20 protein-coding genes are annotated in these 20,417 nt (G+C 38.4%); 3 read left to right on the forward strand and 17 right to left on the reverse strand.

Translation table 11 applies throughout. The features are described from left to right. Nucleotides 1-59 precede the first annotated feature (59 nt). Nucleotides 60-2,213 carry an outer membrane beta-barrel protein gene (locus DUT68_RS12055; protein ID WP_157960855.1) on the forward strand — a complete coding sequence of 718 codons (2,154 nt, stop codon included), beginning with the start codon at nt 60-62 and terminating at the stop codon, nt 2,211-2,213. A gap of 171 nt (nt 2,214-2,384) precedes the next feature. Then, the gene (locus DUT68_RS12060; RefSeq protein ID WP_113638464.1) at nt 2,385-2,915 is read left to right on the forward strand and encodes a YceI family protein; all 531 of its coding nucleotides are present in this window, start codon (nt 2,385-2,387) and stop codon (nt 2,913-2,915) included. 57 nt (nt 2,916-2,972) lie between these two features. On the opposite strand, the gene ispF is transcribed toward DUT68_RS12060, so the two are convergent. Together ispF and porV are read right to left on the reverse strand one after the other, a co-directional pair. Then, nucleotides 2,973-3,452 carry a 2-C-methyl-D-erythritol 2,4-cyclodiphosphate synthase gene (gene ispF / locus DUT68_RS12065; protein WP_113638612.1) on the reverse strand — a complete coding sequence of 160 codons (480 nt, stop codon included), beginning with the start codon at nt 3,450-3,452 and terminating at the stop codon, nt 2,973-2,975. A 2-nt stretch (nt 3,453-3,454) separates the two neighbouring features. After that, complete coding sequence (porV, locus tag DUT68_RS12070) at nt 3,455-4,618, reverse strand: type IX secretion system outer membrane channel protein PorV (RefSeq protein WP_113638613.1); 1,164 nt, start codon at nt 4,616-4,618, stop codon at nt 3,455-3,457. Nucleotides 4,619-5,038: 420 nt separating this feature from the next. Here porV and DUT68_RS12075 point away from each other — a divergent pair, with 420 nt between their 5' ends. Next, a complete protein-coding gene (locus tag DUT68_RS12075) occupies nt 5,039-6,616 on the forward strand; it encodes an SUMF1/EgtB/PvdO family nonheme iron enzyme (RefSeq protein ID WP_113638465.1) in 1,578 nt (525 codons plus the stop codon). A gap of 274 nt (nt 6,617-6,890) precedes the next feature. Here DUT68_RS12075 and DUT68_RS12080 read toward each other — a convergent pair whose 3' ends face one another. The 15 genes from DUT68_RS12080 to DUT68_RS12150 all read right to left on the reverse strand — a co-directional run bounded on the left by DUT68_RS12080 (nt 6,891) and on the right by DUT68_RS12150 (nt 20,409). Next, the gene (locus tag DUT68_RS12080) at nt 6,891-7,391 is read right to left on the reverse strand and encodes an acyl-CoA carboxylase biotin carboxyl carrier protein subunit (protein WP_113638466.1); all 501 of its coding nucleotides are present in this window, start codon (nt 7,389-7,391) and stop codon (nt 6,891-6,893) included. A gap of 1 nt (nt 7,392) precedes the next feature. After that, nucleotides 7,393-8,115, reverse strand: coding sequence for a DUF4159 domain-containing protein (locus DUT68_RS12085; RefSeq protein ID WP_113638467.1), 723 nt, complete (start codon nt 8,113-8,115; stop codon nt 7,393-7,395). After that, on the reverse strand, nt 8,115-8,819 hold the full coding sequence (locus DUT68_RS12090; RefSeq protein ID WP_113638468.1) for a 16S rRNA (uracil(1498)-N(3))-methyltransferase: 705 nt from the start codon (nt 8,817-8,819) through the stop codon (nt 8,115-8,117). The genes DUT68_RS12085 and DUT68_RS12090 overlap by 1 nt, the downstream gene beginning before the upstream one ends. Before the next feature lie 194 nt (nt 8,820-9,013). Continuing rightward, nucleotides 9,014-10,435: a hemolysin family protein gene (locus DUT68_RS12095; RefSeq protein ID WP_113638469.1), complete on the reverse strand. Its 1,422-nt coding sequence runs from the start codon at nt 10,433-10,435 to the stop codon at nt 9,014-9,016. Between the two features lie 6 nt (nt 10,436-10,441). Beyond that, entirely contained in the window at nt 10,442-10,984 is a 543-nt protein-coding gene (locus DUT68_RS12100) for an inorganic diphosphatase (protein WP_113638470.1), read from the reverse strand. Then, on the reverse strand, nt 10,977-11,651 hold the full coding sequence (locus DUT68_RS12105) for a DedA family protein (RefSeq protein WP_113638471.1): 675 nt from the start codon (nt 11,649-11,651) through the stop codon (nt 10,977-10,979). Before DUT68_RS12105 ends, DUT68_RS12100 begins: the two co-directional genes overlap by 8 nt. A gap of 47 nt (nt 11,652-11,698) precedes the next feature. Beyond that, nucleotides 11,699-13,072, reverse strand: coding sequence for an NADH-quinone oxidoreductase subunit N (locus DUT68_RS12110; protein WP_113638472.1), 1,374 nt, complete (start codon nt 13,070-13,072; stop codon nt 11,699-11,701). Between the two features lie 2 nt (nt 13,073-13,074). After that, complete coding sequence (locus DUT68_RS12115; RefSeq protein ID WP_113638473.1) at nt 13,075-14,541, reverse strand: complex I subunit 4 family protein; 1,467 nt, start codon at nt 14,539-14,541, stop codon at nt 13,075-13,077. Between the two features lie 20 nt (nt 14,542-14,561). After that, nucleotides 14,562-16,460 carry an NADH-quinone oxidoreductase subunit L gene (gene nuoL / locus DUT68_RS12120; protein ID WP_113638614.1) on the reverse strand — a complete coding sequence of 633 codons (1,899 nt, stop codon included), beginning with the start codon at nt 16,458-16,460 and terminating at the stop codon, nt 14,562-14,564. Nucleotides 16,461-16,478: 18 nt separating this feature from the next. Then, entirely contained in the window at nt 16,479-16,808 is a 330-nt protein-coding gene (nuoK, locus tag DUT68_RS12125; RefSeq protein ID WP_113638474.1) for an NADH-quinone oxidoreductase subunit NuoK, read from the reverse strand. Next, nucleotides 16,801-17,307: an NADH-quinone oxidoreductase subunit J family protein gene (locus DUT68_RS12130; RefSeq protein WP_113638475.1), complete on the reverse strand. Its 507-nt coding sequence runs from the start codon at nt 17,305-17,307 to the stop codon at nt 16,801-16,803. Before DUT68_RS12130 ends, nuoK begins: the two co-directional genes overlap by 8 nt. 115 nt (nt 17,308-17,422) lie before the next feature. Beyond that, entirely contained in the window at nt 17,423-17,920 is a 498-nt protein-coding gene (locus DUT68_RS12135) for a NuoI/complex I 23 kDa subunit family protein (RefSeq protein ID WP_113638476.1), read from the reverse strand. 6 nt (nt 17,921-17,926) lie between these two features. Further along, on the reverse strand, nt 17,927-18,982 hold the full coding sequence (gene nuoH, locus DUT68_RS12140; protein WP_113638477.1) for an NADH-quinone oxidoreductase subunit NuoH: 1,056 nt from the start codon (nt 18,980-18,982) through the stop codon (nt 17,927-17,929). Continuing rightward, a complete protein-coding gene (locus tag DUT68_RS12145) occupies nt 18,982-19,992 on the reverse strand; it encodes an NADH-quinone oxidoreductase subunit G (protein ID WP_113638478.1) in 1,011 nt (336 codons plus the stop codon). The genes nuoH and DUT68_RS12145 overlap by 1 nt, the downstream gene beginning before the upstream one ends. 51 nt (nt 19,993-20,043) lie before the next feature. Next, complete coding sequence (locus DUT68_RS12150) at nt 20,044-20,409, reverse strand: four helix bundle protein (protein WP_113638479.1); 366 nt, start codon at nt 20,407-20,409, stop codon at nt 20,044-20,046. Nucleotides 20,410-20,417: the final 8 nt, after the last annotated feature.

Genomic DNA, 20,417 nt, shown 5'->3' on the forward strand with positions numbered 1-20,417 from the left:
TAATATGAAGCGATGTGTGTTCATGGTACTGCTTACTTCGTACCAAAAATATGCACATCATGAAAAAACTTCTCCTTTTAATAATTTCAGCTATCAGCTTACCCACTTATAGCAAAGCACAACAAAAGGTGGATACCACTAAAACAACCACCCTGCAACAAGTGCTGGTTAATGCAACACCTCCGCCTATCACCATCAAAACAGATAAAATAATTTTAAATGTAGATAAAAATACCAATGCAGTTGGACTGAACGCCTTAGAGCTGCTGAGGCAAGCTCCAGGTGTAACGGTAGACGGGCAAGATCAGGTTAAAATGAGTGGTAAAACCGGTATTCAGGTATTAGTTGATGGTAGATTGCAAAGCCTAACTTCACAGCAAATTGTCTCCTTACTCAAAGGAACCAATGCTGCCAACATCAAAAGCATCGAAATTATTGCCAACCCATCCGCTAAATATGATGCTGCTGGTAACGCTGGAATTATCAACATCGTACTTAAAAAATCAGAACAAAACGGGCTTAGCGGCAGCCTTACAGCGGGTTACCAACAAATGAAAAACTACAGGCAAAACAGTGCCTTTAACCTTAATTTCAAGCAAAATAAAGTGTTGCTGTTTGCTAATGCGAATTTTGACAATAGCCTGCAAAACACACAGGTGAATAGTAGCAGAATTACCAGCGACAATACTTTTGATCAGCAAGGAATAGAAAAGCAGGGCTACAGTAACCCAGGTATGCGTACAGGGATTCAATACAAAATTGATGAAAGCCATCAAGTTGGCGCATTGTTTAACTATCAGCAGGTTTGGGACGATTTTCCGTCAGCCGCTAGCACCAATATTTACCACATTAATCAACTAGCGGATCAGCTTACTACGGTAACCCAAGCAAACTTGACCGAAAACCGCTGGGCCTACAACCTCAACTACCAATACACCAGTAAGCGCAAAACCACCTTCAGTATCGATGCCGATCAACTTAACTATAATGCTGATTTAACTAATGCAGTATCCAATGTTTTCCTATATAATACCACAACTGAAAACTTTGAGGCTAGCACCAAAACACAAATCAGCTTATCTTCAATTAAAGCTGATGCAACCTTTAGTTTACAAAACATCAACGTGGAAAGTGGATTAAAGTACTCGGCAAGCACTACCAAAACCAGTTTAGGTGCTTTGCAAACTAATAACCAAGGCTATGCTTTGGCGCAACGTAATCAGTTTAATTTTAGGGAAGACAACTATGCCGCTTACATTAATTTGAGCAAAAACATAGGCAAGTGGAATGTACAGGCCGGTTTACGCACAGAGTTAACTGCTTTACAGCGAAAAACGTTACTAGCGCCAACAACCAATAACTTACCAGATACCAACTATGTAAATTTCTTTCCAAACCTCTTCCTCCGCCGTCAGCTAAACCAAAAAATTTCTATTGGATTTGCGTACAATACACGTATCACCCGCCCGTCGTTTCAGGATCAAAACCCTTATCAATACCGTACAGATTATTATTTTTCTAATCAGGGCAATCCTTTATTGCTGCCACAAATTAGCCAAAGTTTAACTGCCGACATCACCTTGAACGGCCAAACCCAAATTAAACTAGGCTACAGTAGCACAAGTAATTTGATAGAAATTATCAGTACGCAACAAAACGACCAAACCTTAACCTTACCCGTTAACGCAGGAACTAGGAGCATGCTTAACTTAAGTATCAGCTCGCCTGCCCAAATAGCCCGCTTTTGGAACATTTACTACAGTGCCGAGCCTTACTATCAGTTTTACAATGCAGATTTGAGCAGCTATAATGGCTTAGCTAAAATAAATAACGGAGGTTTCGGTTTTAACGCCTACCTAAGCAACACGCTAGTGATTAGCAATACGCTTAAGGGAAGTATCAGCTGGTGGTTCAACTATGCCAGTAGAAGTTCCATTTACAGCACCAAACCGATTTCAAGCATAGATTTAAGCATGAAAAAACAATTACTGGCGGATAAACTTAGCTTAACATTTGCTTACCGCGATATACTGAATACCCAGCGTTGGCAACAAAGCATATTTTTAGGCAACGTAAACCAAACAAGCTTGCGTAAGTGGGAAAGTAGCGGCGCCTATCTTGCCCTTAGCTATGCTTTCGGAAACGGTAAAATTAAATCGGCTTCGCAAAAAGATAAAAGTGATGAACAGCTGAGAATTAAAGCACGTAATTAACAACGGGAAGTACACTTTAACTCCTGCAACCACAAACATCACCTTGCGGAAAAAGCGAGGTAAAGCAAAACATTGTAATTCATTTAATTACTTAACATACATCAACGCTTCGCTAAACAGCTTGTCTTAATTTTGTGTTATTAAATAGAAATCATACAAAATAAAAATATTATGGCAACAACTAAATGGGCATTAGACCCAACCCACAGCGAATTACAGTTTAAAGTAAAACACTTAATGATTACTACCGTGACTGGAAGCATTAAATCTTTCAGCGCAGAACTTGAATCAGAAGGTGATGATTTTACCAATGCGTCAATTTCTTTTTCAGGCGATATCAGCTCAATTGACACTGGCAATGGAGATAGAGATGGTCACTTAAAAAGTGGTGATTTTTTTGATGCGGAAAAATATCCTGCTATCAGCTTTAAATCAACTAGTGTTGAGAAAGATGGCAGCGACTATGCAGTTAAAGGTGATTTGACAATTAAAGATGTGACTAAACCTGTAAAATTAAATGCAGAGTTTGGCGGTATAGCAACAGATCCTTGGGGAAATACCAAAGCTGGTTTTACCTTAAGTGGCAAAGTTAACCGTACTGAATTTGGCTTAACTTGGAACGCAGCCTTAGAAACTGGCGGTGTAATGGTAAGCGAAGAAGTTAAAATTTTAGGCGAATTACAGTTTGTAAAACAAGCTTAACCTTCGATAAAAAAAATGCCGAGAAATATATCTCGGCATTTTTTTATCTTACTTATATTAGTTTCTCTGTATCAAGCAAACGGCATAAGCTACTACACCCTCTTCCCTACCTATAAAACCCATTTGTTCATTTGTGGTAGCTTTAATAGAAATATCATCTACACTAATGCCAATGGCTTCAGCAATATTTTCTTGCATTTGTGGAATATGTGGATTGATTTTCGGTGCTTCTAAACAGAGCATCGCATCAATATTACCTACCTCATAGTTTTTGTCTTTGAGGAGTTTTACAGTTTCTTTTAGTAGCACTAGGCTGCTAATTCCCTTCCATTGCGGGTCTGTATTTTTAAAATGGAAACCAATGTCCCTTAAATTAGCTGCACCAAGTAAGGCGTCGCAAATGGCATGCAATAGAACATCGGCATCAGAATGGCCAAAAGCACCTTTATGATGCTCCAAATTCACGCCTCCCACTACAAACGGATGATGATCTTTTAATTGGTGAACATCAAAGCCAAAACCTACTTTAATACGCATCATTACTTTACTACCTTATCAATGGTCCAAGCTAATGAAAATCTCAATGTATTAGCTAAAGGGCTATTTTGAGGATTGGCAACTAAATAGGAGAAATCAAGGTTAAATACGTTATACTTTAAACCTCCGCCCAAAGTAAGGTATCTTCTATCTCCTTTTGCAGGATTTTCATAAAAATATCCAGCCCTTACTGCAAACTGCTGGTTGTAAGTGTACTCAATACCTGTTGATATTCCAATTTCCTTTAGTTCTTCTTTGAAACCTCCGGGAGCATCAGCAAATGAGCCAAAAATACCTGCAGGCACAGAACGATCAGGATCTTTACCTGCAATAATTTCACCGTTGGCATCTCTTACTGGCTCTGTAGGAACCATCAGCTTATTGAAATCAAGAGCAAAGGTGAACTGATTATAATCATCTATGATAAAAGTTGTGGCGCCACCCAACTTCATATTTGCTGGCAAGAAACCTTTACTTTGGGTTTCTGCAAAGCTCATCTTTGTACCGATGTTAGATAGATTTAAACCTGCAGCCAAAATTGCGTCTTTGCCAAATAAAACTGTTGGCTTTCTGAAATAGGCAGATACATCCACCGCAACAGCAGTTCCTGCCTTTTGCTGGCTGCCACTACCTAAACCGGGCGTTAGGTTAGAGCGAATGAACCTTGCAGCAGTTCCTAGCGAGAAATTTTCTCCAAATTTACGCGAGTAGGTGGCATCAAAAGCTAACTCGTTAGGATTAAAATTTCCTTGAGTAATTCCATTTTCATCAGTAAATGCAATATCACCCAATGAAAAATACCTTAACGACGCACCAACAACCGTACGATCATCTACCTGATAAAAGCCGCTTAAATAAGCAAGGTTGATATCTGGCACCAAATTTTTAAGCCAAGGGCTATAGGACAAGCTCACGCCATAAGGCCTTTCTAAAAAAGCAAGTTTAGCTGGATTGATACTCATCGCGTTTCCGTCTGGAGCTACTGCCACACCAGCTTCGCCCATAGCGCCAGCTCTTGCATCAGGAGTAATTAGTAGGAAAGGAACGTAAGGGTAAACACCATTTGTTTGTGAGGTGCTACTACCAGAAGTCTGCTGAGCTAGAACTTTGTTTCCTGTGAACAACAATAAAAGCATCAAGCCCCTGCTCAGGGATTTCAATTTCATCATAAACCGTTTAATCAGCGCAATTTAACATAGTGTTTGCTAATTTCAAAAAGTATCTCACAGGTAATTGTCAAATCTGCATGCTTAACGTAAAACGAACCAAAATATTACATCTATCAGTTCTTTTATTTAAAAACACAACTTCAACGTCATCAGCAACGACTTAGCAAACGCTTAATTGATAAAGCAAGCAGGCACAACCTCAACTTGGGCAATTTTTTCCATGTTTTAAATTTTTATATATTTATCAACAATATAACTCAAATTCCTCCGTTAAGCTACCGTAAACAACAAACATTAATTATTTCCAAACAAACGCAGCGACAGGCTTTTATGATTTTTTTTCGTCAAGAAAAAAGATTTTTTATTTCACATTCTTTTTTTGTGTATTTTTAACCACTAAAGTGCAATTTGCAATATATGAATAGAATTTACTTATACGTTGTAGTATCATTGTTCAGCGTTGGGGCATTAAGCTCTTGCGGTGGCGGCGGCTCTAAAGGCGGCGCCGTGTCCGAGAAAACGGGCTATGCTTACAACAAACGAGAAAATGGCGGTTTCGAAGTAAAAAAGAACTTTAAACGAGGCCCTGGACCAGGCTTGATAGAAATTGAAGGCGGTGAATTCATTATGGGCGGTAGTGCGATGGACATTCCAGGACAAGACATGTCGGCCTATAATTACAAACGCCAAGTAACGGTAAGCTCATTTTACATGGACGAAACCGAAGTTTCAAATACTGACTGGTTAGAATACTTACACTGGATCAAAACTACTTTTAAAGGAAAGCAAGAATTGGCTCAGTATTATTATGAGGCACTTCCTGACACCTTGGTGTGGAGAAGACCGCTTTCCTATAACGAACCTTACGTAAACAACTACTTAAGACACCCTGCTTACGGCGATTATCCGGTGGTAGGTGTTAGCTGGCAACAAGCTACTGATTATTGCGTATGGCGTACGGATAGGGTGAACGAGTTCATCCTTAGAGAAAAAGGTATTATGACTCCTTTTAAAGAGCTGAATAAGCCTACAGCAAAAGGCGGTGCACCGGTTAAAAAATCTGATACTATTTTTAATACAGAGGTATACCTTAACGGCCAAATTAAGGATGTTGGCAAAAGAGCGCCGATTGATTTAAGTGCAAATGCAGCAAATGCAAATGGCAAGGGAAAAGCATTAAGAAATGTGAGATTAGAGGATGGAGAAATTTTCCAACCTTATCGTTTACCAACAGAAGCTGAGTGGGAATATGCTGCTCTGGGCTTAATTGGCAATACACAATATGCTAACATCAACGAAAAGAAAATTTATCCTTGGAACGGCTTAGGCATCACTTCTCCTAAAAAATCAACCAGAGGGATGATTTTAGCCAACTTTAAACGCGGAAAAGGCGATTATATGGGTGTGGGCGGTTCATTGAACGATAAAGGAAGTATCACACAATCTGTACGTAGCTTTACACCTAATGATTTTGGCCTTTACAACATGGCTGGAAACGTGAACGAATGGGTACAAGACGTATACAGACCAAATACTTTTGAAGCCACAGAAGGTTTAAACCCATTCCGTGGTAACGAATATGCAGATAAAGAAAGAGATCCTCAATCTGCTGTAATTAAAATTGATGGAAAGGGCCGTCCGGTAATGAAACCTGCTGCTGCTGGCGTAAAGCAAACATGGGCGCAGCTACAGTCTAAATATGTAGACTCTACTTACAAGTCTGATCAAAGGGGCTACAAAGATGAAGAGAAAAACTTAGGCAATGGCGAATTAATCACTTTGTACGATAACAAATCGAGAGTTTATAAAGGTGGTTCATGGAACGATCAAGCGATGTGGTTAAACCCTGCGGCGAGAAGATTTTTGCAAGAAGATGAATCTACTGCTGATATTGGTTTCCGTTGTGCTATGACAATGCTTGGCGCTCCAGAAGTAAAATCGGTAGGAAAACCGCAGTTTAGAAACAAAGCACCAAAACCATTTAAAGTAAAATAAAGATTGCTGTTTAGCATCATTTGAAATATAAACGAGAACGGCTTCCAAATTGGAAGCCGTTCTCGTTTAATTGACATGAGTTTTGGGTGTTATTTTGTGCCAACAGACCCTGAAATGATTTCAGGGTAACGCTATATGGGCGCTACGTCATGCTGCTGAATTCATTTCAGCATCAGCTTTTTAAAGAGCTTTCCAACCACATTTGTTTCGAATTAACTTTAAGCTGATTAAATCTAAAACCCACGTTAATTACTATCTTTTTATCTGAACCGTTTTAACTAAAGTGGATCAATACGGTGTTCTTTTCAATTTTGTCGCCTTTAGCTACTTCAATTTTTTTAACAGTAGCATCTGATGGCGATTTAATGATATTCTCCATCTTCATCGCTTCCAACACCAGCAAGCTATCACCTTTTTTAACCTCATCGCCCTCACTAACTAAGATGTTTAACACCAAGCCTGGCATTGGAGCTTTAAGCTGCGCTATTTTATTGGAATTTAGATTTTCCATGCCTAGCTGCTTTAACAACAAATCCAGCTGTGTGGCCACACTGATATCGTAAACCGTTCCATTCACCTTAATTTTGGCGATTTTTTCTGGTCGATTAATTTCAACTACCTCCACGTTATATGATTTACCGTTATGGATGATATGCTGTGTTTTATCATTAAGCTGCAGCACATCTAGTTCAGTAGCCGTACCATTTACTATCAGTGCCTCATTTGCTGTTTCAATGTTAAACTCAAAATTATTGTTGACCGTTACTTTATTCATATTAGTTAGTTAAAGCGTACTGAATTAAATTTGCGCCCATTTTTAACGCGTTGGATCTACTTTCTTGAGTATCCGAAGGGTATGTGCCGTAATCCTCCCATCCGTTACCTAAATCGCATTCATAAGTATAATAACAAACTACCCTACCTTCATAAATTAGGGCAAAACCCTGCGGCCTTTTGTTATCATGCTCATGTATTTTAGGCAAACCGTTAGGAAATTTAAATTTCTGGTGATAGATTGGGTGGTTGGCTGGCAATTCTACGAAGTTAAGTTCAGGGAAAACCTTTTTCATTTGTGGCCTAATAAACTTGTCTAAGCCATAGTTATCATCAATATGAAGAAATCCACCTCCAACTAAATATTTTCTCAAATTAGCAACTTCTTGTGCATTGAAAGATACGTTACCGTGACCAGTCATGTACACAAATGGGTAATTGAAAATTTCCGCACTTCCAGCATCAACAATTCCCTCTTCGGCAACGAAATTAGTAGCAATATTTTTATTACAAAATGCAATGAGATTTGGCAAGGCGGTTCTGTTGGCATACCAATCGCCGCCACCGGCATATTTCAGCTTCGCTAGTTTATAAGTTGGAGGAGCAGTAAAAGAAGTTAAAAGTAAAAAGGCTAAAGTTAAAGCCAAGGCGCATCTAACGATCCTTTGGCTAAGAACACACTTGATGATATTGGTAACTGATAATTGTACGCTTTGCCACTTCATTATTGTCTATTGATAAAATTCACCTCGAAGCAAGCTGCCAAACCAGCAGTTTCTGTGCGGAGGCGTGTATCACCTAAAGTTACTGGTTTAAATTCGCTTTGCAAAGCAAGTTCAATCTCTTCGGGGCTAAAATCTCCCTCGGGACCAATCAGTATCAAGTATTTTTGGTGAGGTACAATAACGTCAGCGATAGCCTGTTTTTGTGCATCAAGGCAATGCGCTATCATTTTAACGTCTTCAGTTGTCTGTTTCAAGAAGTTTTTAAATGAAATGGCTGCATTAACTTTTGGATGGTAAGCAGTTAATGATTGTTTTACCGCAGAAGTAACTACTTTTTCCAGGCGTTCTTCCTTTACCACTTTTCTTTCGGAGCGGTCACAGATTAAAGGTGTAACTTCGTCAATACCTATTTCCGTAGCTTTCTCTAAAAACCACTCCAACCTATCCATGTTTTTAGTTGGCGCAATGGCAATATGTAGGTGATGGTTGCGCTTACCAAACGCTGATTGCTTACTAATTACTTGTAGTTTAACTGCCCGTTTTGCTGTTTCAACAATCTCCGCTTCATAAAGTCCGCCGATACCATCAATTAAATGTACAATATCGCCTGTTTTTAAACGCAGCACCTTATTGCAGTGATTACTTTCTTCCTCATTTAAAGTATAAGTATCCGAGGCAATATCAGGTGTGTAGAATAAATGCATTCTTAAAGTTAAAAGTCAAAATTAAAAAGTAAAAACGGCAATTAACCAATTAAACGATTCGACAGTTAACTCCTTTTAATGAATATCCACCATATCGCTTTTATCGTAGGATAAATGCATCTTAAAGTTAAAAGTCAAAATTAAAAAGTAAAAACGGCAATTAACCAATTAAACGATTCTACAGTTAACCCCTTTTAATGGATATCCACCATATCGCTTTTATCGATAACAATCTCTAATTTAACCGTTTCGATATTTTGTTCTGTCTTTTTAAGGATGGTAAACAAATAACCATAGCATTCTTCTCGATCGCCTACTTCAGGTATTTTACCAAAAGCGTGAGAAACTAAACCACCCACAGTATCAAAATCTTCGTCCTCAGGCAAGTCATGTGGCAAGTGTTCGTTCACATCGTAAACCGTTGCGTAAGCGTTTACCACAAATTCGGTATCGCTAATTTTCTCTACAATAGGTTTCTCTTCGTCGTACTCATCCTGGATTTCTCCAACAATTTCCTCCACAATATCTTCCAATGTTACCATACCTGCAGTACCGCCAAACTCATCAAGTACAATAGCTATCTGTATACGTTTTTGCTGAAGCTCGCTAAGCAAATCGTTAATTTTTTTCGTTTCAGGAACGAAATAGGGCTTTCTGATGATATCAGCCAATGACCAATCTTGATTACTTGCTAGCAAAGGCAATACATCCTTTGCGTGGATAATTCCTACAATCTTATCAATAATTTCATCGTAAACCGGCATACGAGAATAACCTTCAGAGATGATCTTCTCAACCACGACTTCCTTAGAAGCATCAAGCTCGATACCGGAAATTTTGGTACGCGGTACCATGATATTTTTAACCACACGTTCATTGAAATCGAACACATTCTTTATCAACTCATGCTCGTTATCTTCAAGTGCTCCGCTTTCTTTACCTTGCTCTAATAAATACTGTAACTCCTCATTACTGTGCAATGATTCATGACCACCAGAAGTGCTGATTCCAAAAGGCTTTAAAATAATGGTTGCCAATCCGTTCAACACCCAGATAGCAGGCTTTAATACGATATAGAAACCTTGTAGCGGCGCCGAAACAAATAAGGTTGTTGCAACCGGACGCTGTATAGCTAAAGATTTAGGTGCTAGCTCGCCAAATACAATGTGCATAATGGTAATTACCGAAAATGCCACAATTGTGGCTGCAGTATGCAGCACGGCATCGCTAACGGTGATATCTAAACTGTTGAACATGTTTAGAAATATAGTGTGCATTACACCCTCACCAACCCAACCTAAGCCAAGTGACGCCAATGTAATGCCCAGCTGTGTAGCCGCCAAATACCCATCAAGGTTGTGGATAATATTTCGAGCCATTTTGCCCAATCTGCTTCCAGATTTTGCCTTGATTTCAATTTGCGACGCCCTTACTTTAACAATTGCAAACTCGGCTGCAACGAAAAAGCCGTTCAACAACACCAAAAATAATGCAAACAAAAGGCGCCACCCAATTGAACCAGTATCGGTTTCGGTTGGCGTAACCACGGCCAAAACAGATGTTGGTAAATTTGCACTAAACAATGCCACTAAGGGCGTACCGACGGAGTAAATCATTAAGAATTATCTAAATGTACTATTATAGAGCTCAATGCTCTCATTGATTACCTTATGTGCATATCTAACGCCCAAAAGATGCTCAATTGTAACTTGTTTATTTTCTAAGGCTTTATAATCTTGAAAGAATTTTACGATTTCTTTCATCGTGTGCGGAGGTAATTCGCCCAAATCGTTAATGTGGTTAACTGAAGGGTCGTTTTTTGCTACCGCAATAATTTTATCATCTTGCTCGCCGTTATCAATCATGTGCATTACACCAATAACTTTAGCCTCAATAATGGTCATTGGGTAAACATCTACTGAACATAGTACTAAGATATCCAATGGATCTTTATCATCACAATAAGTTTGCGGAATAAAGCCATAATTTGCTGGATACATCACTGAAGAGAACAATACTCTATCTAACTTGATTAAGCTAGAATCTTTATCTATTTCGTATTTCGCTTTTGATCCTTTAGGGATTTCGATTATTGCATTTACTGTTTCTGGCAAATTATCGCCAGGAGATACGCTGTGCCACGGATGGGTTTCGTCTTTAATCATCTTTTTCTTTAATCTCTGTTTCTTCTAAATTATTCGTATTTTTTGATATTCTATTTCTTACAAATGTGATTACTAACGGAATGGTGGTAACGGCTATAAATCCAAAAATGATATAACCTAAATACTCCTCAATCTGTTTTGCAAAACTTTTACCTAAAAAATAACCAAGCAAAGTTAAGGAACAAATCCATAAAAGTGCACCCGAAACATTGTACAGTACAAATTTCTTAAAGTCCATTTTTATAATGCCGGCTACAATAGGTGCAAAAGTTCTCACAATTGGCACAAACCTGCCCATAATTAAAGCAAATGCACCTTGTTTACGGTAATAATCTTCTGCTGTTTTTAGGAATTTCTTTTTGAAGAAGAAAGTATCTTCTTTGGTATGCAGCACAGGTCCGGTTTTTCTGCCAAACCAATAGCCTGTAAAATTTCCAGATATTGCTGCTACAATGAGCGTTAAAACCAGCACATAAATATTAACGTCCAATTTGCCTGTTGCCACAAACATTCCGGCTAAAAACAAAAGGTAATCTCCCGGAAGGAAAAACCCAAAAAACAAACCTGTTTCAGCAAAAATGACGAAAACAACCAAATAGAAACCACCTTCCCTAAGGAGTTTTTCAGGATCTATAAGATGCTGCAGATGGTTCCAAAATTGCTCCATAGTTACAATTATTCGTAAAACTACAAATAATATTCTATATCGCTATGCTATATTAAGTTTAAAATAAGCGAAGGATAAACGCCCAAAATTAAAATAACAATGGTTGATACTACCAATACAACTTTATATTGCACAGGGGTTTCCAGTTCAACTTCCTTGCCTTCTTTAAAGTAAACCGCAATAATCACTCTGAAATAATAGTAAAAACCAATCAAGGCATTTAGTATGGCAATTACCACCAATATAATTTGGTAGTTTTCCAATACGTTAAGGAACATCACATATTTACCAATGAAACCCGCTGTTAAAGGAATACCGGCTAAAGATAACATCGCAATGGTTAACGCCAATGCCGCCAAAGGATTGCGCTTAGCTAAACCGTTGAAACTCTCAATATCATCGCTACCTGTTTTTTGTTTTACATTGATTAACACTGCAAATGCAACTATACTTGCAAAAGTGTAGGCAGCAGCATAAACTAACACATTACTTGCCGAATTTGCAGTTAAAACAATTAACGAAAATAGTAAGTAACCAGCATGCGAAATACTTGAATAAGCAAGCATTCTTTTAAAGTTCTTTTGATAAAGCGCTGTAATGTTCCCTAAACACAGGGTGATGATTACAATTACCAATAATGCAGGCATCCAAAAATCATGCAATGGCTCAAAAGCACCAGCAAACAGTCTTAAAAATGCAGCAAATCCTGCTGTTTTAACCACCGTAGCCATAAATGCAGTAATTAGTGATGGCGAACCTTCATAAACATCTGGTGTCCAGAAATGGAAAGGCGCTGCACCAACTTTAAAGCACAAACCAACCATCATTAAAATTATTCCTGGGTAAAACAGAGGTGATACGTTGGTCATGTTGTTCACCAAGCTTGTTTGTATTACATCGATATCAAACGAACCGGTTGCGCCGTACACCAAGGCTATACCGAACAATAAAAATCCGGTAGAAAAAGCACCCATTAAGAAGTATTTTAATGATGCTTCATTTGAAGCGAAGTTCAATTTTCTAATCCCCGCTAGGATATACAAACACACCGACATGATTTCGACACCGATGAACAGCATAGAAAGGTTTTTGTAGGAAACCATGATAATGATGCCGCAAAGTGCAAATAAAATCAAGGTAAAATACTCGGCAATATTTGGGCTATTATCAGCGAAATAGCGCTGGGTTAGTAAAAAAATCAACAATGTTCCAATGATAGCGATGCCTCCGAAAGCTAATGCAAAGTTATCAACCTGCATCATTGAAAAATATACCGTTGGTTGATCCCAAGCACTAACGGTAAAGCCTAAGGCCACCAATAGACCAAGCAAGGTGATAGGCAATAAAGCTTTTTTTGCTTTAAATAAGCCAGTATAAAGAACTACTAAAGCCGTTACGGCAATGGTGATAATGATATTCATGCTTAGTTAATCCCTGTTAATTTATGATTAATCTGTTCCAATAAGTGTTGTACCGATGCCTCTGATAATTGCAATAATGGCTTAGGATACACGCCAATGATGATGATAAGTGCACAAATGGTATAAAGCACTATTTTCTCGGTTCCTGCGATGTCTTTAAAGCTTGCAGTTAAGGCATTTGTTTCGCCAAGCATTATTTTTTGATAGCTTCTCAACATGTACACCGCACCAAAAATAATGGTTAAACCAGCTACGGCTCCTAACCATGCGCTATAGTTGTACACGCTCATTAACAATAAAAATTCACCAATAAAGCCATTGGTACCTGGTAAAGCTACCGTTCCTAAAAGGACGATTAAGAAAGTAATTGCTAATTGCGGTGCCACTTTTGCTAAACCGCCCAACTCATCAACTTTATTAGTTTCTAAGCGAGATTTAATGATATCCAATACGAAGAATAATCCCACTACGTTAATACCGTGACTTAGCATCTGGATCATACTGCCCTGCAAACCCTGCTGGCTAATGGTAAAAATACCTGCTGCAATTAGTCCAACGTGACTGATTGATGAATAGGCTACCAATCGCTTAGCATCTTTTTGCTTAAAGGCAATAATAGCCGCATATACTATACCAATAACCGCTAAAGCCATTACCACTCCGGTCCAATCTTGAACACCGTGAGGTACTACTGGCAGTAACCATCTAATTACACCATAAATACCCATTTTTAGCATAATTCCTGATAACAACATAGTACCAGGTGTTGGTGCAGTTGTATACGTATCCGGCTGCCAAGTATGAAATGGAAAAATTGGCATTTTAATCGCGAACGCAATAAAGAAGGCCCAGAAAATCCATCCTTGTTGGGTAGCATCCAATTGCAATTTGTAAAACTCAGCTATTTCAAAATTATTAGCCGGATTTTGAAGATACAAATAGATAATTCCTAAAAGCATGAATAAAGAACCCGCAATGGTATATACGAAAAACTTCATGTTAACCTTGATGCGATCTTTACCGCCCCAAGTAGCACAAATGAAATAAATCGGGATTAAAGCAGCCTCCCAGCCAATGTAAAACAAGAAAGCATCCAGCGCAGTAAATACTAAAAGTAAGCCACTTTGCATGAATAAAATCAGTGCGTAGAAAGCATTGGCATTTTTATATTCGTTTTTAAAGCTAGCTAAAATGATAATTGGGGTTAATACGTTAGTTAATAACACCGTAACCAAGCTAATCCCATCCAAACCAACGTGGAAATTAATCCCTAGCTGTTGTATCCAAGTGAAATTGGTTTCAAACTGTGTGCTTGCATCTGGAATAAATTTAAACAACAAACCAAGGGCTACCGCCAATGAGAAGATTGAAAAAATTAAAGCAGCTACCTTTGCTGTGTTTTGCTTAGCAAATAAAGCCGTGGCTATTGCACCAACTAAAGGTAGAAATATGAGTATTAAAAGTTCCATTTATAAGATTTGAACTAATTTTAAGCGATAGACAAATAAGTGTAAAGCATTAAAGCTACCACACCAACAACCATCATAATGATGTAATAACCAACATTTCCCGACTGTAACAAACGCAAGCTTTTGCTTCCTTCGTTAGCCGTCCAACCTAAACCATTCACCAACCCATCAATCACTTTGTTATCAATGATTTTATAAAAGAAGGTAGAAAATGCGTCTAGAGGTTTTCTAATGATAGTATCGTAAATCTCATCTAAATAAAACTTGTGATAAGATAATTTTTCTAAAGCAGTTCGAGGAGCTTCGTCCGCTACAGGTACTTCGGCCTTTTTAACATATTTGCTATAAGCTAAAAGGATGGCAACAACTGCCGCTAAAACCGAAACGCCCATCAAAGTAAATTCAGTACTATGGCTCAGCTCCAAATGATTTTGGGTCACCTTTGCACCAGTTAACCAATGTGCTAACCACTCGTTTCCACCAAATACGTGAGGGATATTTAACAAACCTCCAAGGGCCGCTAAAATAGCCAATACTACTAATGGAAGTGTCATTGCTTTTGGCGACTCGTGGATGTGCTCTTCTACATGATGCGAACCTCTGAATTTTCCGTAAAAAGTTAAAAACATCATACGGAACATATAAAAAGCAGTTAAAAATGCGGTTAGCACGCCAACACCCCACAGCACTGGACTGTATTGATACGTATGGGCTAAAATTTCATCTTTAGAAAAGAAACCAGAAAATGGCGGTATACCTGCAATTGCAATTGTTCCTACCATCATCGTAGCGAAAGTAGTTTTCAATTTAGATTTCAATCCACCCATGTGGCGCATATCCTGCTCATGATGTAACGAGTGAATTACTGCTCCAGCTCCTAAGAATAACAAAGCTTTGAAAAAAGCGTGAGTTAATACATGGAAGAATGAGCCTGTGTATGCACCAACTCCCAAACCCAAGAACATATAACCAAGCTGAGATACGGTAGAGTAAGCTAACACTTTCTTGATATCAGTTTGAGTTAATGCAATTAACGCCGCAATTAACGCCGTTGCTGCTCCAATAATGGCAATGATATTTTGTGCAATTGGTGCTAAATCAAACACAACGCTTGAACGGGCAATCATGTAAATACCAGCGGTTACCATGGTAGCTGCGTGAATTAACGCTGAAACTGGTGTTGGTCCAGCCATCGCATCTGGCAACCAAGTAAATAAAGGCAACTGTGCAGATTTACCACAAGCCCCTATAAACAACAATATCGCAATTACTGTAATGGTTTCGTTTCCGGGCAACATGTTAGCTGCTTGAGGAAATACTTTGGCAAACTCTAAACTTCCAAAAACCTGGAACATTAAAAACACACCTAAGAGGAAGCCTAAATCGCCAATGCGGTTCATTACAAATGCTTTTTTAGCGGCACTTGCATAACTGCTGTTGGTAAACCAAAAACCGATTAAAAGGTATGAACATAAACCTACGCCTTCCCATCCGATAAACATTACGATGTAGTTTGATCCTAAAACCAAAATCAACATAAAGAAGATAAATAGGTTTAAGTAAGCGAAAAACTTTCCGAAACCAGCATCCTCATGCATGTATGCGCTTGAATAAACGTGGATCAAAAATCCAATGCCAGTGATGATCAACAACATCATTGCACTCAAAGGATCATATAGAAAGGATAATGGAATATGTAAGTTGCCTACACTAATCCAATCGAATAAGTTAACGGTAAATTGTTTTTCGGCGCTTGAGCTAAGCTCCATGAAAAAACAAACGCTAAGAATAAATGAAGCTAAAACCACCCCACTGCCAATTACGCCAACTACTCCTTTGCTCAATGTATTGCGACCTAAGCCGTTTATCACAAAGCCTAAAAGCGGAAGAACTGGAATTAACCAAAGTAAACTTGTAATCATTTTATTTTATTAGAATTACCACTTAAGGCGATTTAATACATTAATATCTATTGATTGTGTGTTGCGATATACCATAACGATGATACTTAAACCAACTGCAACTTCAGCAGCGGCCAAGGCCATGATGAAGAACACGAATACTTGTCCAGATGGATCATTGTGATGTACCGAAAATGCTGCCAAAAGCAAGTTAACCGCATTTAGCATCAACTCAACCGACATGAAAATTACGATGGCATTTCTTCGTGTTAGTACACCAACAACGCCAATGGTAAAAATAATGGCACAAAACCAAATGTAATGGTTTAATGGTACCGACTGCATATTTTCAAATAAACTACCCATTTGCTTTTTCCTCCTTTTTGGTTAATAGTACCGCACCCACCATTGCACTTAACAGCAATAATGAAGACAGCTCAAAAGGTAACATGAACGGCCCAAAAAGCTCTTTACCAAGGTTCTCTACCAATCCCAAACTTGGATTTTTTAATACTAGCGGACTTGTAATTGCCACCGATTTCAAAGAACCAATTAAAGTAACTACCAAGCATCCACCAGCTACTATGCCTATAATTTTAAGCAAAGCCGATTTATTGGGCTCATTTTCTTTATTGAGATTTAATAACATGAGTACAAATAGGAAAAGTACCATAATGGCTCCCATGTAAACAATAAAATTAACTACTGCTAAAAATTGTGCGTTTAGCAATACATAATGAACCGTAAACGTAAAGAACGTTAAGATTAAGTATAGCACACTATGGATTGGATTTTTTGCAAAAACCACCATCAGCGCAAATATTACGCTTAGTGTTGCTACGAAATAGAATACTGATGTACCCATTAATTTTTATTTAGTTTTGTTTCAATTTTACCGTCATTGCGAGGCACGAAGCAATCTTATTTGTTTTACTCTATCATTGTTAGGATTGCTTCGTTCCTCGCAATGACGGAAAGGCTTATTTCTCTAGTGGAGCTTCTACCAATTTATCTTTACCGTAAATGAAATCTTTACGCAGGTAATCTGCCGGCACAATTGGTCCATCTAAATAAATGGCCTCCTTAGGACAAGCCTCTTCACATAACCCGCAGAAAATACAGCGCAACATGTTAATTTCATAAACCGATGCATATTTCTCCTCACGATAAAGGTGTTTCTCATCGTTTTTACGCTCAGCGGCAATCATGGTAATTGCTTCTGCTGGGCATGATAACGCACAAAGACCACAAGCGGTACAGCGTTCTCTACCCTGCTCGTCTCTTTTTAGGGAGTGCATACCTCTCCAGTTAATCGAAAATTCACGTTCCTGCTCTGGATATTTAACGGTAGCTGGCTTCTTTAAAAAGTGGCTGATAGTAGTTTTTAAACCACTTGCAATTGCTGGCAAATACATGCGCTCTGCCAAGCTCAAGGGTTTTGGTACTAATACTTTTTTCTTATTGCTTAATGATTCCATGTCGCTCTAAAAATTATTTACTATAGCAATAACAATTCCTGTAATTACAATATTTGCGATGGCAAGAGGGATTAAACCTTTCCAACCTAAGCCCATCAACTGATCATAACGGAAACGAGGGATAGTCCAACGTACCCACATGAAAAAGAAGATAAATGCAAATATTTTCATGAAGAAGATAAAAGACCCAAATAATGGTGCCCAAGTTGGACCCCAATGCGCCGCAATGTAATCCATACCTGGATAGTTATAGCCTCCAAAGTATAGTGCTGCCATTACCGTTGAAGAAACAAACATGTTGATGTACTCAGCAAATAGGTAAAATCCTAATTTCATTGAAGAGTACTCCATGTGATATCCACCATTTAACTCGGCCTCACATTCAGGTAAATCAAAAGGTGCACGGTTAGTTTCAGCAAAGGCACAAACCATAAAAATAAGGAAGCCTAATGGTTGCTTAAAGAAGTTCCATGTGAACCATCCATCAGCCCAAAAACCATGTTGCTGAGATACAATCTCTTTTAAGCTAAGCGTATTGGTTACCAAAAGCAAAGCAATAATGGAAAGGCCCATTGCAATTTCGTAACTGATATTTTGCGATGCAGCACGGATAGCACTTAATAACGAATATTTGTTGTTTGATGCCCAGCCACCAATCATTACGCCATAAACACCTAATGAAATTACGCCGAAAATATAAAGTAAACCTACATTGATATCAGTTACCTGCAAGGCTACAGTTTTACCAGCAATTTGAACATCTTGCCCCCAAGGAATAACCGCTGTACCAATACAAGCACAGAGCATTGCTAAACCAGGACCTACCATAAACAGCCATTTATTAGCGTTTGCAGGTACAATTTCTTCTTTCATGAACATCTTTACCCCATCGGCCAATGGCTGCAAAATACCAAAGGGACCAGCTCTATCAGGGCCCAGCCTATCTTGCAAAAAAGCAGCTACTTTACGCTCAGCATAAGTAGAGTACATTGCAATGAGTAAGCTAATGGCAAATAATGCTGTAATTAGGATAAACTTCTCTATAACAAAATCGATTTCCATTAGATTTTAGTAGTTTTTTCTAGTTCACGTTTATTTGCTTCTTGTAACGACAAGTTTTCTTTAATTACTGGAAGCGGTTTAAATGTTTCGTAATGGTTTGAAGCGATTACCGAAGTATCAGGAATATGCGTTGGATGCTCTAAAGTCCAATCAGCAGTTTTCTTTTTATCGAAACGACATTCGTTACAGATAAATTCTTCCACCTCACCAAACTGATCTTTCCTGGCGGTCACACGCAACACATCTTCGCCTTTGTACCACAGTGTTACCTTACCATTACATTTTTCGTGTGTACAATTTCTGTGTGCATCAATTGGCTTAGTAAACCAAACACGGTTTTTGAAACGGAAAGTTCTGTCGGTCAAGGCACCTACAGGGCAAACATCAATCACGTTTCCTGAAAAATCATTATCTACCGCTGTTTGGATATACGTAGAAATTTCTGAGTGATCTCCGCGGTTTAAGATCCCGTGAACACGTTTATTGGTAATTTGATCGGCAGTAAACACACAACGGTAGCACAAAATGCAACGGTTCATGTGTAATTGAATTTTATCGCCGATGTCAATTCTATCGAAGGTACGGCGTTCAAATTCGTATCTGGTTTTTTGCAAGCCGTGCTCATATCCAAGGTTTTGCAAATCGCACTCACCAGCCTGATCGCAAACAGGACAATCTAACGGGTGGTTAATCAACAAAATCTCTACTACGCCAGCACGTGCTTCTAAAACCTCTGGCGAGGTAATATTTTGCACTTCCATACCGTCCATTACTGTTGTACGGCAAGATGCTACCAATTTAGGCATTGGTCGAGGGTCTTTTTCAGAACCCTTGCTCACCTTCACAATACAGGTTCGGCATTTACCGCCACTGCCTTTTAATTTGGAATAATAGCACATAGCAGGAGGTACGATGTCGCCCCCAATTTGGCGGGCAGCATTTAAAATGGTAGTACCATTTTCTACCTCTACTGTTATTCCATCAATGGTTACTTTAACTAAATCACTCATTCTTTAAGTCAAAAGTGAAAATTAAAAATTAAAAACCTAAGTGGTTTCTAACTATTCTTTATTTAAATTAATGATTATTGAGGCTACAATTTTTGAAATTTCGTCAACCTCTACCAATAACCCTTTTATTATCTCTCTATCTATTTCAATGACTTCAGTATCTCTAATCAAGCAAAGCCAATATTTTGTCTCATTTGCGGATTTTAATGCAATTGCATAAAAATTCCTAAAATCTTTCTTTGAACTTCCTGCCTTAGCCTCTACCAAGTTAGCCCCTACAGAAGTCGCACTTCTTAATAGTTGGTCAGCAATGGAAAAGTATAGTCTGTCAAATTTTGCGTTGGATATCAGGTTAATGATTGCTTTCGAAAAATGATAAGCTCTCTTTTTGATATCGTATGTCTTTTCTTCAGACATTTTTACTT

It is taken from the genome of Pedobacter zeaxanthinifaciens, from assembly GCF_003313335.1.
Taxonomy (GTDB): domain Bacteria; phylum Bacteroidota; class Bacteroidia; order Sphingobacteriales; family Sphingobacteriaceae; genus Pedobacter; species Pedobacter zeaxanthinifaciens.

Excerpts from the sequence above, each read along its gene's own strand:
- DUT68_RS12085 (WP_113638467.1), bottom strand. The coding sequence starts at position 8,115 with ATGAAGTGGCAAAGCGTACAATTATCAGTTACCAATATCATCAAGTGT.
- DUT68_RS12130 (WP_113638475.1), bottom strand. The coding sequence starts at position 17,307 with ATGGGTACATCAGTATTCTATTTCGTAGCAACACTAAGCGTAATATTT.
- DUT68_RS12060 (WP_113638464.1), top strand. The coding sequence starts at position 2,385 with ATGGCAACAACTAAATGGGCATTAGACCCAACCCACAGCGAATTACAG.
- DUT68_RS12105 (WP_113638471.1), bottom strand. The coding sequence starts at position 11,651 with ATGGAGCAATTTTGGAACCATCTGCAGCATCTTATAGATCCTGAAAAA.
- DUT68_RS12055 (WP_157960855.1), top strand. The coding sequence starts at position 60 with ATGAAAAAACTTCTCCTTTTAATAATTTCAGCTATCAGCTTACCCACT.
- DUT68_RS12110 (WP_113638472.1), bottom strand. The coding sequence starts at position 13,072 with ATGAATATCATTATCACCATTGCCGTAACGGCTTTAGTAGTTCTTTAT.
- DUT68_RS12150 (WP_113638479.1), bottom strand. The coding sequence starts at position 20,409 with ATGTCTGAAGAAAAGACATACGATATCAAAAAGAGAGCTTATCATTTT.
- DUT68_RS12075 (WP_113638465.1), top strand. The coding sequence starts at position 5,039 with ATGAATAGAATTTACTTATACGTTGTAGTATCATTGTTCAGCGTTGGG.
- porV (WP_113638613.1), bottom strand. The coding sequence starts at position 4,618 with ATGAAATTGAAATCCCTGAGCAGGGGCTTGATGCTTTTATTGTTGTTC.
- ispF (WP_113638612.1), bottom strand. The coding sequence starts at position 3,452 with ATGCGTATTAAAGTAGGTTTTGGCTTTGATGTTCACCAATTAAAAGAT.
- DUT68_RS12095 (WP_113638469.1), bottom strand. The coding sequence starts at position 10,435 with ATGATTTACTCCGTCGGTACGCCCTTAGTGGCATTGTTTAGTGCAAAT.
- DUT68_RS12100 (WP_113638470.1), bottom strand. The coding sequence starts at position 10,984 with ATGATTAAAGACGAAACCCATCCGTGGCACAGCGTATCTCCTGGCGAT.
- DUT68_RS12135 (WP_113638476.1), bottom strand. The coding sequence starts at position 17,920 with ATGGAATCATTAAGCAATAAGAAAAAAGTATTAGTACCAAAACCCTTG.
- nuoH (WP_113638477.1), bottom strand. The coding sequence starts at position 18,982 with ATGGAAATCGATTTTGTTATAGAGAAGTTTATCCTAATTACAGCATTA.
- nuoK (WP_113638474.1), bottom strand. The coding sequence starts at position 16,808 with ATGGGTAGTTTATTTGAAAATATGCAGTCGGTACCATTAAACCATTAC.
- DUT68_RS12090 (WP_113638468.1), bottom strand. The coding sequence starts at position 8,819 with ATGCATTTATTCTACACACCTGATATTGCCTCGGATACTTATACTTTA.
- DUT68_RS12115 (WP_113638473.1), bottom strand. The coding sequence starts at position 14,541 with ATGGAACTTTTAATACTCATATTTCTACCTTTAGTTGGTGCAATAGCC.
- DUT68_RS12145 (WP_113638478.1), bottom strand. The coding sequence starts at position 19,992 with ATGAGTGATTTAGTTAAAGTAACCATTGATGGAATAACAGTAGAGGTA.
- DUT68_RS12080 (WP_113638466.1), bottom strand. The coding sequence starts at position 7,391 with ATGAATAAAGTAACGGTCAACAATAATTTTGAGTTTAACATTGAAACA.